The sequence below is a fragment of the Bradyrhizobium iriomotense genome, assembly GCF_018130765.1.
Taxonomy (GTDB): Bacteria; Pseudomonadota; Alphaproteobacteria; order Rhizobiales; family Xanthobacteraceae; genus Bradyrhizobium; species Bradyrhizobium iriomotense_A.
The window spans coordinates 179010-191959 of record NZ_JAFCJZ010000003.1 but is presented as its reverse complement, the minus strand read 5'-3'; the positions used below and the strand labels follow the sequence as shown (position 1 = coordinate 191959).

Below are 12950 nucleotides of genomic sequence, written 5' to 3'. Positions count from 1 at the left end.
TGCCTCCCCCTCAGGCACGAGCTACAGCGCGTTCCGTCGGAGCAAGGACGTGCAAGCTCTCCAATGGCAAATTGCAATTGGGAAGGCTCTGATCGAAGATATGCCGTGTCGTCTTGCAGGGAAACTTCCTGCCGCTGCGCGCCATCGCGAAGATGGACGCGGGTGTAATCGTCTGGTCCGGGCGCCAGCTCTCCACCCGGACCGCGGTGTAGTCCAGGAGAACTACTGGCACCAACGGCAACTGCAGAAGGTGCGCAACTGCCAGCCGGTGATGACCGTCCATCACAAACAGGGCATCCTTCTCCGCCGTGATCGGAACTGTCCAACAACCCGCACCGAGGATTTGCGCCTGTAGCTCCTCCACCCCGTAAGGATCGACCTCTTCGGTTGGGATCAAGCATGTTGGCGAAAGGAGGCAAACTTGCATATCGATCAGCCTGATTCTTCAGCAGGATCCGAAACGTCTCACCACGCTGTGAGAGCTGCGATTACATGTCGACGGTCATCGACAGGAGATACGTGCGCGGCGCTCCCAAGAAGAACGTGCCGAATGAGGCCACGCTGGACCAGTAACTTTCACCAGTCACATTCTGGATGTTTGCGCGGAAGACCGTCTTCTTGCCGTTGATCGCCGTCGTGTAGCGGGCACCGATATCGAGTCGTGTCCAATCCGGGATTTGTTGCTTGTTTGCGGTATCGACGAACTGCTTCCCCGTGTAGATGACCGCTCCGTTCAATGTGAGATCTCTCATCCACGGGAGATCCCACTCTGCCCCTATGTTGGCCTGTACGTTCGGAACACCGATTGGCGTGTTACCCAAATTGGCGGCGACCGCTGTCTTCGTCAGCGTGCCGTCCAGCAGCGAAACGCCTCCAAGGACACGAACGTCGGGCACGAGTTCACCATAGACGTTGAGCTCGAGGCCACGCACCTGCTGCTCGGCGGTCGCGGCGAAGCGCCCGGCGGACAGTTCGCCGCTCGCCTTCGAGATTTCGAAGGCACTGAAGGTGGTTGCAAACCTGCCAAAGTCCACCTTGATGCCGGCCTCGTACTGCTTGGCGATGTAGGGCGAAAGCACTTCGCCGAAATTGGAAGCCGTCTGGGGCGCCACGTCGCCCCGGGCAAGTCCTTCGATATAGTTCGCGTACAGGGAGACATTGTCCTTGGGCCGGATGACCAGCCCGACCACCGGGGTGGTCGCGCTCTTGTCGTAGGACGACGTTAGCGTTCCGACGTTGGAGAGATAGTTGTTCGCTTCGATACCCTGGCGACGTACACCCAAAGTCAGCAACACCCGCTCATCGAGCACGGACAAGGTGTCGGCAATCGAGACCCCCGTGAGCTGACTATCCGAGAGCCGAGGACGCCCCGGGGTCTCGTTTGCGAACTGCGTTGGGGCTACCGTCGGATTATAGATGTTCGACGCGACCAGGCTGCCATTGGTGAGCCGCCGGTACAGTTCGTCGTGATAGACCGAGGCCTGGAAGGTGACGGCATGGTGAACGAACCCGGTATCGAAGCGAGACCGGACACCGCCATCATACGTGTACCGATCAATGCTGAGCCCGAAGAATTGTGGCGTCGAGGTGGTGTTGCCGCTCGCGCTGGTGATCGTCGGAAGACCGAAGAACCGCTCGACATTGGTCCGCGATCCCCCGACATCGGCGAACAGTGTAACCTGATCGTTTACATCGTATTCGTTGCGCCAGAGGACCGATTGATCGTTGATATGCGACCATTCCCAGGGTTGCGTCACGTTCAGCCGGGCGTCCGGCGCCTTTGGTACTTGCAGGCCGGGAGCCACGAGGAATGGACGTGACGGAGCGTCGAACCGATCGGCTTGGGCGATGAGGTAGAGCCAGGACCTGTACCGTTCGCCCTGATAGTCGAGAGCCAGCGATGCGACGCCCGTCGTTTCGGACTGACGGTCAATCGGCGTATCGCCGTCGCGGAGACTACCACTGGCTCGCACGCCCCATTCCCTGCCGTCGCCGTAACGCCGCGCAACATCCCAGTGACCGCCAAATCGTGCGGTCGAGCCGTAGCTCGCAGTCAGGCGGGTCAAGTCCTCTTCCGCGCGTTTAGGCACGACATTAATGACGCCGCCAACGCCACCGTTTGGCGCAATTCCGGAGAGCGCGGCCGAAGGACCCTTCAGCACCTCGATACGTTCGACGTAGTCCGTGAAGATGCGGTATGTCGGCGCAATTCCGTAAAGACCTTCGAAGGCGAACTCACCGTTGTTGCCTTCGTTGATCGGGAAACCGCGAATGTTGAACGAGTCCACCACACCGCCCGTTGGGTGGGAACTTCGCACGGAAGGATCGAGGATCAACGCATCCGCACCCGTCGCAGCCTGCTGGTCCCGGATGAATTTGTCCGTGTAGCTCGTCACGTTGAACGGCGACTTCATTGTGTCGGTATTTCCGAGCATCCCCAGCCGAGCGCCCTGAGCGACCTGCCCCCCGGCGAACGCGGGCGCGACACCCGACCGCGACTGCTGCGCTTGTCCCGCGACTGTATCCGTCTGCGGAGCACGAACTGCCGCGATGCGCCGTGAAGCCAACCGGGCTCTGGCGCCATCCCGTTTGATCGGCATACGGCGGATCGAGTTCGGCGTCGGCGCATCGACCGTTACGGGCGGAAGGGAGTTCGCGCCTTGCGATGTCTGCGATAGCGCGGGCGATTCAAACCAGGCCAGCAACGCTACTCCACCAAGCAGCGTCGCACCAATGCGAGCTACCGTTCCCATCCCATCTGCACGTCGCATTCCCAGAAAGTCCCTCATCGGCAGTACGTCGGCCAACGTGACACGACTCCGCGCTCAGGCTGCAGCAGCCACGGATCGAAGATCCGTCGCCGCGCCCGCACTTGGCCGACACTTATGGTTCGTGAATAAGCTCCTACGCAGACTCGCGCTCTGGGTTAGTTGCCTACGGCTATCGTTGACAACGTCCGATTGCGAAATATCTGCACCGCTTCTGTAGAGAGACGTTAGCGCGACCGCAACGCAAATGCGTGCGCCAGGACTTAGAATGTCTCGATCATCGAGAACTCGAGTCAGTTGACGCCGCGCCAATGGCGCTTGGAAGGTTCCAGATCAATGCCGCTGAACTTTTGCAGGAAGATGGACGAGAGTGCGTTCATCAGAGGCGCATGATTTCCCTAGCGGAGCGCCGCAATAAGCCCTCGCGTTTCCAGATCTTCGTGATGGAGTGACTGCTGCGCGCTTCTGTCGCCTTCATTGCGACGACGTGACGCAGCGCAAGATGTGTGGATCAAAGGGAGCGCGACGACTCGCAAAGCGGCTCGACCGGTTCGCTCTGAACGCCGTCTGGTCGGCTTCCTTCGCTTCGTCGTGGTCACCACCGGTTCCAAAGCGCTGCTTCTGTTCTCAGGGACGACATGATTTCGTTCATCGACAAACACAGCGCCCCACCGCCCCGCCGTGGTGCTGTTATCGCTCATGAGTGCCCCTACTTCCCTTTTATGATTCAGACGTTTCCTATCGCCTGAATGAACATCCCTGTGTTGACCTTGAGCTTGTCCTCGAAAGAGCCGTCGAACGTTCGGAGCTCGCGCAGAAACGCGGCGACGTCTCCTATTTAATACAAGTAGATGACAACGAACTGCCCGTTACGGATTCTGGCGGCGGGCATGACATTAGGCTGGCCAGACAGAGCGTGCGCCCGAAGTACGAGCTTGTTGTTGTAGACGTAGTACTCACGAACGTTCGAGGCGCTAATCACCAGCTCACGGCGCTGGGCCTCGATAGACATAGTTCCGCTGGACACGTTGATTGCGAGGTGGGGGCGCTGAAGGCAGGCGAGATCGAAGACGATGGCGTTTCGGAGTACATAGAGCGCGCCCATGACCAAGATGCCGCCCAGAATCGCGCCAATGTAGTCCGCAAACCGAACAAAGAAGATGACGGCGATTAGGATCGCAAGGATGAAGGCATTCAACAAAGCGATGAAAAGAAAATAGCCGCGGCCGGCGAGTCAAATTTGCACTTCCGCCTCCTCGCACGAGGCCGAGCAAGAAGCGGAAGACGACGAAAACTGCGCCTATAGAGGCGCTCACGTTGGCCGCACAAATTTCGTCGTTCATTCCAATTCGCAGCGCGCTGATGTTGAATAGAGCTACCACGAGCGAAAGATGAGTAGTAATTTACGTCTATCAAAATCCTGAGTTGAATTGTCGCACATCGCTAAAATTTCTGAAAGTCGACGGGAGCGAACTCGCGCCGAGAGTCATTTCACTGCACGCCTCGCTCCGGCACGCAACCGAAGATTCAGCGCAATGGCGAGGTCACAGACAGAGAGAAGGAAGATCGAGGTGTAGACCTGATACGCGAAGAGATAACCAAACATCGAATCCTGGAGAATCGTCTGCCTGACCCACACGCCGGCCAAGTAGAGCGAATAGCTCACGACGGCCGTTACAAGGACGGTCAGGTAAATGGGCGAGACCTTTATGCGCGACTGATCGTACCGACCCGCATCAATTGCGCTCCACATCCTTCGCGTAGCGCCGAAAAAAAACGGAGCGACCACGAAAGTATAGCCCAACATAAAGCCGAAAACGAACGCCGCCTCATAACGCCCAGCGGCAATTGCCCCCGCCGCGCCTCGGACAAACCCCTGCGTCGCGTCAATCCGATACGGCGCGAGCCAATTGAGTAACAGCGCTAGCAGGAGACTTATGACGAAGACCGTCACGAACCTGATGGCGACGTCTTTGGCGTTAGTGGAGACAAACCCGATCAGCATCATAGGATTGGCCGCTCCATCAAATCCACAACCTGGTACATTTGGAGAAGCTACGCATTCGCGATGCTGAGGATTAGACTACGCGGCGCCCCGCCCCCTCCTCGGAGTAGCCAGGAGACAATGCTCGCAAACCTCACCGAAACGCCCCGCGCCGCCGATGATGACCTCAACTCGTCTTCATGTGACAACACATTACGTGCGTACGACTCGCCCGAAGTCGAACGTTTCACTGCCCCTGCCCCTTATGCATGTCCTTTGGATTGACGAAACTGAGATGAAGCAGACACCACAAGGGCGCACTCGATTGCAATATCACTTAGGAAATATCCTGAGTTGATTTGCCGCAGATCGCTAAAGTTGATGGAAGCGCTGCGGCAGCATGGGCTCGACATCGCTTCGGCCTTTGCCGTGATCGATTATCGATCCGCGCTGGGCGGAGCGGCGGAAGATCTCGGTCACATCCTTGATGACGCTGGCAGATCTCGGGCTCACGCGATCGAGCGTGAAGATTTCAGCCGTCGTTGAATTCCAGGAGGCATGGCGCTTTGTCGCGCCGGGCGGGTTTCCCTACTATACCGTTCCCAAATCTGCTCCGCTCCTCGTGGGTGATCGGCTGTACTTCGGTTCCGATTCCGGAACGGTATGGTGCCTCTCCGCCCGTTGCGATTGCGGCATGCCGCCGCGGTCGACGAACAGGTCTGTGAACCCCGCCCCCAGCCACATGCCGCCCAGCACGAGCCAGGCGGTGAGCGCAAACACCGAGGCCCCGGTCACGCCGGCGCCAACTGCACATCCACCGGCTAGCATCGCGCCGAATCCCATCAGCACAGCGCCGAGCAGATAGCGCCGCATGCCGAGCCCGTCCGAAAATCCCTCGAGCTTCAGTTCGCCCGCAGCCGCCGCGGCAATGAACGAACCAAGGAACACGCCGGGGATGATGCCGAGGTCGAAGCCGAGTCGGAGCTGCGAGCTGTTGAGCACCAGCATCAGCGCCTCGGCTGACGGCCCGCTGAAGGTGAGGCTCTTCAGCGCCACCGGCGCGAAGGAAGCCTGCGAGAGCTGATAGGTAACAAGCCAGCCGGCGATGACGGCCACGCCCGTTGCCAGCGCGGACAGGATCAACCGCCGCGGCAATTGGCTTCGAAAGGCGAAGGCGAGCCCCGCGATCAGCCACAATCCGCCGAAAGCGAGCTTTTCGGGCGTACCGCCGCCGAACACCGCCATGATGTCGCGCGACGGCCCGCCGTCGACCAGCCACAGATTGGTCACCCACTCGCGCGCGGGCGACAGCAGGCCGCGATAGGAGGCCTGCGCCGTCACCGCGAACACCAGGCCCGACAGCAGTGCTCTGAGATTGCCATTGGCCGAGAGCACCAGCAGCCGGCTAGCGCAGCCACGCGCCAAAATCATGCCGCAGCCGAACATCACGCCGCCGACCAGCGCACCGGAGATGCTGCCCTGCTGCGCGAGCTGCCGCGCCTCAGAGACGTCGAGCAGACCGAGCGCGACGAAGCTTTGCGTCCCCACCAGCGCCGCGGCGAAGGTCAGGAGCCAGACCGCCAGGCGAGGCCCGCCCTCACCACGCGAGAATTCGACCGCCGCGGCGCGCAGGCAGAAGCGGCTGCGCTGAGCGAAGAATCCGAACAGGCCGCCGACCAGGAGGCCGCCAAGCCATGACAGCCGGTCTTCACCCAGGAGATCGATGAGTGGCGTCAGCACGGCCGCCTCAGTGTTCCCTTCGAGATCTGCCAGATTACCGCGCGGCGCGGCCTCGCCAAATGAGCCAAATCAAGGCCCGGAGAATTGCAGGCGATGGCCGCGCCCGGTCAGGGGCGCAGATAGGCATATCCCTGCTGCTGCAGCTCGGCGAGCCGCACCACGCCGCCCTTCTCGGCTACCACGAAGCCGGGCGTGAGGTCGTCGAGCTTGACGCCCTGCGCCTTCATCGTGTTGGCGCAGGCATCAAATCCGACGCCGGCATCGGTGAGCTTCTTCATCATCGCAACGGTATGGTCCTCCGCGGCCAGCGCGTGGAAGGCGCGCAACGCCGGCCCATGCACGACCAGCCTGATATCGGCCTTGCCGGGCCCGCCGACGCCATCGACGTGGTTCTGGAGATTGCCCAGCACGAAGACGACGCGGTCGACATCGGCGAGATGATAGACGACGCGCTGTCGTGTCGGTGCTTCCGTCGCCGCGGCCGCCTCGCGCACGGCAAGAGTGCCAAATAGTCCGGCAAGGCTCGCGCGAAGCATGGATCGACGCAGCATGGTCCCTCCTATCGTGCCTGCTTGATGAATTCGGCGATCCGGTCCGCCACGTCTTCCGCGAACAGGTCGCGGAAGAAATGATCGGCGTCCTCGATCTTGTCGAGTTGCACCCTGCCGCCGCCGCCCGAAACGGCCAATGGTCCAAAGGACGCCGCCACATCGGGCACTACGGTATCCTTGGTTGCGGCGAACACCAGCACCGGCAGCTTCATGCGCGCCACGAGCGCCGCGGTGTCCTGGGCGGCATCGGCAGCATAGAAGGATGAAAAGGCCCGCGCGGTGACCACGGCGTTGCGGCAGTAGATGAAGCCCGGCGCATCCATCCATTCTCCACCGCGTCCCGCGGCGACAGCCTTCGTCGCCTTCTCCAGAAGCGGCTCGAGCGGCTTGCCATAGGTCTGGACATAGGAAGCGCGCAAGCCCGCTTCGGCTCCCGCGGTCGTCGGTGCCAACAGCACCGCGCCCGCGACGGGAGGTGTTTCGTTCGCCGCCAGATAGCGCGCGACCTGATTGCCGCCGCGCGAATGACCGAGCGTGAAGACGAACCGGGACATGCTCTTCGCCTTCGCGACCCAGGCGCCGATCTCCGCAACCGCGTCCTCGGCGACGTAATCGTGCCGCATGGCGCAGTCATACATGCCTTTGCGGCGATCGAGCCCGAGCGACAGCGTATGCGCGAGCGAGGCGATGCCGCGCTGCTCAAGCGCTTTCGCGACGCCCTGAATGATCTCCATGTCCTTGTGAGCGAGCGTGCCGTGCGTCATCACGACGAACGGCGTGTCTGACGCCATCGAGGTCGGCGTGCGCAGCGTCGCAAGCGTCGTGCGGCCGTTGATGGACAGTTCGAGCTCCTGCTCGGCAGCGCCGACGGGCTGCGCGAGAGTGAGCAAGACGACCAATCCCATAAACCATCGCATGGGCGGCTCTCTCCTCAGGGACGGACGATTGTCCAGTTGTTTTCCGCAAGATCCATCAACGCGGCAACCCCGACCTGGGTAACGCTGACGCCCTCGATCAGCGGCGGCCGCTTGTCCTCCTTCGCCGCCAGCGTCTCCAGCGTGTTCCCGCAGGCGATGAAGCTCACGTTGGGCATCGATTTCAGGAAGTTCACAAGGCGCTCCTTCACCGGCGAGCGGCCGTCGAGCAGCATGTCGAGGCCGCCATTGAAGGCCACCACAACGATCTCGACGTCTTCGCCCCGCCCGGAATAGTGCCGTGACACGTTCGCGGCAACATCGAGAACAGCGCGCATCCTGACGGGGTCGTCGTCGCTGATCTGCAGCGCGAGCCTGTGCGGCTCGGCCGCGCGGGTCGGGGCGGCGAGACCGGTCACGATGAAAGCGGCAGCGACCAGCCCGCGAAGCAATCCGCGGCGGCTCGCCTGCCCGCGGCTCACTCCACGCCCCGCGACTTCTTGTCCTTGCCGTCCTCAGGCGTCACGTCGATCGCAGCGGCGCGCGCGGTGATCTTCACCGGCGCGATGCAATCCTTCATGCAAGGGTCCTTTTGCCAGAATGACTTTTCGGTGGTGGCGCGATCGTCCATCACAAAGCCCTGCTCGTTCGGCATCTTGATCGTGGCGAGGTTTCTGTTGGTCAGCTCGAAATTCTGGTCGGTCACGACGTCGTTCAGGTAGAGCACATAGGCGACCAGCGCATAGTATTCATCGACCGATAGCGACTCAGTATTGCCATAGGGCATGGCGTGGCGGACGTAGTCGAACACGGTCGAGGCGTAGGGCCAGTAGGAGCCCACGGTCTTGACCGGATTGTCTGACGTCAGCGAACCCTTGCCGCCGGCCAGCACCGGCCAGCGGCCATTGCCCTCGCCGAACTCGCCGTGGCAGGTCGAGCAATTGTCCATGAAGAGCTTTTCGCCCTGGGCAACCGTGCCCTTGCCCTCAGGCAGGCCCTGGCCATCGGGCCGTACGTCGATATCCCAGCCGCGGATTTCCGCCGCGGTTGGCGCGCGACCGATGTGATAGCGCGGACCGGCTTTGGCATCGGTCTTCTGCTGCGCGAGCGCGGGCGCGCTCATCGCGCAAACGAGCAGCGCCGCGGCAGCACACTTAAGCGACTTCGACATTCTCGACCTCACCGCTGGCCTGCACATGCCAGGTCTGGATGCCATTGTTGTGATAGATGGAGTTGACGCCGCGAATCTTGCGCAGCTCGGCCTTGCTCGGCTGCACGTATCCGGTCTCGTCCTGGACCCGCGATTGCAGCAGCAGCGGCTCTCCGTTCCAGTCGAACTCGTAGTAGAAGCGCGTCAGCGCCTTATCGAGCACCGGCCCGTCGAGCCGCGCCGGCCACCAGTTGCGTCCGCCGTCGAGCGATACGTCTACGCGCTTGACCTTGCCATTGCCGCTCCAGGCGAGACCCGACACGATGGTAAAACCCTTGCCATGCTTAATCGGCGCCTGTGGGCTCGGGCTCGTGATCACCGATTTTGCGTCCATCGACCAGGTAAAGCGACGCGCCTTGCCGTTCGGCAGGAGGTCTGTGTACTTCGAGGTCTCCTCGCGGGTGTGCCAGGGCTGATCGCCGACCTTGATGCGGCGCAACCACTTGACCCAGAGATTGCCCTGCCAGCCCGGCACCACGAGCCGCATCGGGTAGCCCTGCTCGGGATAGAGCGCCTCGCCGTTCATCTTGTAGGCGATGATGCAGTCGTCGCGCGCCTTCTCGATCGGCAGGCTGCGATCCATCGCGGCCGCATCGGCCCCTTCGACCAGCAGCCATTTGCCGTTGGTCTTGACGCCGGCTTCTTCCAGCAGGGTACGCAGCGACACGCCGGTGTACTGCACGCAGTGAATCATGCCGTGGGTGAACTGGCAGCCATTGAGCTGGGCGCCGCGCCATTCCATGCCCGAATTCGCCGCACATTCCATGAAGTGGATGCGGTTGACGCGCGGATAGCGCTTCAGCTCCTCCAGCGTGAGAATGAGCGGACGCTCGACCAGCCCATGGATCATCAGGCGATGATCGGCCGGATCGATCTCGGCGATGCCGCCGTGATGGCGCTCGAAACAGAGGCCGTTCGGGGTGATGATGCCTTCGAGCTCGTGCAGCGGCGTGAAGCTCACCGAGGACTCGCGCGAGGCGGTCAGCCATTCGACGTCGCGCCGGACGACGTCCTTCTCGAACTTCGACGGCTTGCCGTACGGGCGCACGGCGACTCCCTCACCAAGCGACTTGGTCCATTCCGGTACGTTAGGCGGCTGGTTCGCCGGATTGCCGCCGCCGGCCAAAGCGGGCTTCGCGAGCACCGACGCCGCAACGCCGGCACTAGCGGCCAGGAAGTTGCGTCGGGATTGCCGGGGACTGTCCATCTTCGACATCACTTCTTACGCTCCGGTGACTTTGACAGCTCTATTCGGCTCGAGGCGAACCGTCTTCTGTCGGGTCAGATAATTGGCCACGACCTCCCAGATCGGCGGCCCTTCGGTTCCTTCATTGACGCTGGCCCAGCCCGCGACCTGATATTCCCTGTTGGGATCGATCGGCGCGCCGGTTTTGACCAGTTGCATGTCCGAGATGCGGCTGCCTTGCGGCCTTGTGACATCGATCGCATACGAGAGACCGCCGATACGCACCATGTCGCCGCCCTGCTGATAATAGGGATCGACGTTGAAGAGATTGTCAGCGACGTCCTCGATGATCTCCTTCAACCGCGCGCCCGTCATGCCCATGCGGTAGACCGCCGGATAGGTAATCGCGGTCGCGTTGGTGACGTCCTCGAATGTGATGTCTTGTCCGGGCAGCACGCTGGTGCCCCAACGGAAGCCCGGCGAGAGCGCGATCTCGGAGTCCCGCTCCTGCAACAGCGCCTGGCAGATCAGATCGTCGAACGTGCCGTTGAAATTGCCCCGCCGATAGAGCAGCGAGTCGGTCTTGCCGAGCACCTTGGCGAGATCCGACGCGAACGGCTTGCGCACCTCGGCGATCTTCGCGGCCATCTCGGCGTCCGCAGTGATCACATCGGAGAACAGCGGAATGAGTTTGTAACGGTAGGCCTTGACCTCGCCGTCGCGGACGTCGAGATCGAGCCGCGACACGAACTTGCCAGAGGAGCCCGATGCGATCAGCAGGGTCTTGCCAACCTTTATCGCCTCGGGCAGCGCGTCATGTGTGTGTCCGGTCAGGATGACGTCGATGCCCTTGACGCGGCCGGCAAGCTTGCGGTCGACGTCGAAGCCGTTGTGCGAGAGCAGCACGACGAGCTGCGCACCGCCCTTGCGCGCCTTGTCGACCTGCGCCTGGACGTCCTCCTCGCGCACACCGAAAGACCAGCTCGGAATCATCCAGCGCGGATTGGCGACCGGCGTGTAGGGGAAGGCCTGGCCCAGCACGGCAATCTTGACGCCACCGCGCTCGATCATGGTCAAGCCGTCGAAGGCGGCCTCGTTCCATTCGGTGTCGCGGATGTTGAGGCCGAGGAACGGGAAGCCGAGGCCCTCGATTGCCTGCTTCACGCGCTCGGTACCGTAGGTGAACTCCCAATGCCCGGTCATGGCATCAGGCTTGAGCAGCGCCATGCAATCGATCATGTCCTGGCCGCGCGTCTTCAGCGACGACCATGATCCCTGCCAGGTGTCGCCGCCGTCGAGCAGCGCAACCTTGTCGCCGCGCTCGGCGCGGATCGCCTTGATCACGGTCGCAGCGCGGTCGAGACCGCCGATCCGGCCGTAGCTCTTGGCCAGAGCCTCGAAATCTTCCGACGTCAGCGCGTAGGCCGCAGACGAGCCTGGCGCGATGCCGAAGCGGGCCAGGAACTCCTTGCCGGTGACGTGCGGCGGAAGGCCCTTGGCCTCGCCCACGCCGAGATTGGTCGACGGCTCGCGGAAATAGAGCGGCATGAGCTGACCGTGGATGTCGGTCACATGCACCAGCGTGACGTTGCCGAGCGGCTCGAAGGCCAGCAATTCCTTCTGGGTCAGGCGCTGCTGGGCGACCGCCCGGGTCAGACTGGAGCCCAAACCGGTCGAGAGTGCCGCCGTTGCCGCAGCAACCTGAATGAACTCGCGGCGAGAGATCATGCGCAATGCTCCAGGAGGTTCATCGTTTCAGTTGCGCACCGAGGGCGTCTCGACCGGCAGCCCGATGCCGCGCCAGGCGACATAGAGCTCGAGGGCGATAAACTCGTCCGACAAGGGCTTGAACGGCTCGGCACGCACGTCGAACATGCAGCCTTCGAAGCGCTCGTGCAGCGGCACCAGGCGCTGATCGCGCAGCCGATAGGTCGGGAATCCGTTGGTCTGGCCCTGGCTCAGGAAATCGGCGCGCATGAACTTGCCGTTGTTGCGCTCGTGACAGGATTCGCAGGCGAGATCGAGCTGGCCGTACCGCGTGTAGTAGATCTGCTTGCCGCGCTCGAACCAGGGCGACATCGGGCCGTCGGTCTTCACCGAGACCTTCATGCCGTGCGATTGGTAGCGCACGAACGTGGTCATGTCGGTCAGTTCCTGCGATTTGAATTTCCAGGGCTCCGCCTTCATGTGCTCGGTGCGGCAGATGTTGATGCGCTGCTCGAGATTGACTGGCTTCTGCAGCTTGTCGTCCCATTTCGGCATGGCGGCGCCGACGCCCTTCATGCTGGTCTCGGCCTGCTCGTGGCAGCTCATGCAGGACTTGCCCGCGGCGCCCTCGACCTTCTTCCAGACATCCGCAGCTCGCTCCACGGCGAGAAAGCCGGGATTTTCGAGATCGTCGTCCTGCAGCGCACGGGTCTCTTTGCTGCGGAACTCGTAACCGGAGATGATCGTCTTGAAGACGTGGCCGGGCGGCGCCGCGATGCCCTTGCGCTCGGCATCCTGCGCGAAGACACAGGTCGCCACCGACGCGAACGCGACGGCCGCGGCGGCGATCCCAGCAAATCGTTGCAGCATCCGTCCCTCCCTAGAAACGC

13 protein-coding genes and 1 pseudogene are annotated in these 12950 nt (G+C 62.2%); 2 read left to right on the top strand and 12 right to left on the bottom strand.

Annotated features, from left to right (window positions below):
- Positions 1–10: 10 nt before the first annotated feature.
- The 4 genes from JQ635_RS07115 to JQ635_RS07100 all read right to left on the bottom strand — a co-directional run bounded on the left by JQ635_RS07115 (position 11) and on the right by JQ635_RS07100 (position 4776).
- Positions 11–427, bottom strand: a complete 417-nt coding sequence (locus JQ635_RS07115) for a ParB N-terminal domain-containing protein (RefSeq protein WP_211409157.1) — start codon at positions 425–427, stop codon at positions 11–13.
- Positions 428–488: 61 nt separating this feature from the next.
- Positions 489–2600 (bottom strand): TonB-dependent receptor, encoded by a 2112-nt coding sequence (locus tag JQ635_RS07110; protein ID WP_433996557.1) that lies wholly within the window; start codon positions 2598–2600, stop codon positions 489–491.
- A gap of 1006 nt (positions 2601–3606) precedes the next feature.
- Positions 3607–3966, bottom strand: a complete 360-nt coding sequence (locus JQ635_RS07105; RefSeq protein WP_211409156.1) for a hypothetical protein — start codon at positions 3964–3966, stop codon at positions 3607–3609.
- Between the two features lie 288 nt (positions 3967–4254).
- Positions 4255–4776: a hypothetical protein gene (locus JQ635_RS07100; protein ID WP_211409155.1), complete on the bottom strand. Its 522-nt coding sequence runs from the start codon at positions 4774–4776 to the stop codon at positions 4255–4257.
- Positions 4777–5130: 354 nt separating this feature from the next.
- Between JQ635_RS07100 and JQ635_RS07095 the strand changes: the two genes are divergently transcribed.
- Positions 5131–5298, top strand: coding sequence for a hypothetical protein (locus tag JQ635_RS07095; protein ID WP_211409154.1), 168 nt, complete (start codon positions 5131–5133; stop codon positions 5296–5298).
- A pseudogene (locus tag JQ635_RS39380) lies at positions 5240–5383 on the top strand (hypothetical protein); the annotation flags it as partial. The gene JQ635_RS07095 and the pseudogene JQ635_RS39380, both read left to right, overlap by 59 nt.
- On the opposite strand, the gene JQ635_RS07085 reads toward JQ635_RS39380, so the two are convergent.
- The 8 genes from JQ635_RS07085 to soxA all read right to left on the bottom strand — a co-directional run bounded on the left by JQ635_RS07085 (position 5344) and on the right by soxA (position 12930).
- On the bottom strand, positions 5344–6492 hold the full coding sequence (locus tag JQ635_RS07085) for a YeeE/YedE family protein (protein ID WP_349631841.1): 1149 nt from the start codon (positions 6490–6492) through the stop codon (positions 5344–5346). The pseudogene JQ635_RS39380 and the gene JQ635_RS07085 sit on opposite strands and share 40 nt — an antisense overlap.
- 107 nt (positions 6493–6599) lie before the next feature.
- Positions 6600–7043 carry a DsrE family protein gene (locus JQ635_RS07080; protein WP_211409153.1) on the bottom strand — a complete coding sequence of 148 codons (444 nt, stop codon included), beginning with the start codon at positions 7041–7043 and terminating at the stop codon, positions 6600–6602.
- 8 nt (positions 7044–7051) lie between these two features.
- Positions 7052–7960: an alpha/beta hydrolase gene (locus JQ635_RS07075; protein WP_211409152.1), complete on the bottom strand. Its 909-nt coding sequence runs from the start codon at positions 7958–7960 to the stop codon at positions 7052–7054.
- 14 nt (positions 7961–7974) lie between these two features.
- Positions 7975–8409 (bottom strand): DsrE family protein, encoded by a 435-nt coding sequence (locus tag JQ635_RS07070; RefSeq protein WP_211409447.1) that lies wholly within the window; start codon positions 8407–8409, stop codon positions 7975–7977.
- 26 nt (positions 8410–8435) lie between these two features.
- A complete protein-coding gene (locus JQ635_RS07065) occupies positions 8436–9128 on the bottom strand; it encodes a c-type cytochrome (protein WP_246583349.1) in 693 nt (230 codons plus the stop codon).
- On the bottom strand, positions 9112–10383 hold the full coding sequence (soxC, locus tag JQ635_RS07060; RefSeq protein WP_211409150.1) for a sulfite dehydrogenase: 1272 nt from the start codon (positions 10381–10383) through the stop codon (positions 9112–9114). Before soxC ends, JQ635_RS07065 begins: the two co-directional genes overlap by 17 nt.
- 6 nt (positions 10384–10389) lie before the next feature.
- The gene (soxB, locus tag JQ635_RS07055; protein ID WP_211409149.1) at positions 10390–12081 is read right to left on the bottom strand and encodes a thiosulfohydrolase SoxB; all 1692 of its coding nucleotides are present in this window, start codon (positions 12079–12081) and stop codon (positions 10390–10392) included.
- 27 nt (positions 12082–12108) lie between these two features.
- A complete protein-coding gene (gene soxA, locus JQ635_RS07050) occupies positions 12109–12930 on the bottom strand; it encodes a sulfur oxidation c-type cytochrome SoxA (RefSeq protein ID WP_211409148.1) in 822 nt (273 codons plus the stop codon).
- Between the last annotated feature and the right edge of the window lie 20 nt (positions 12931–12950).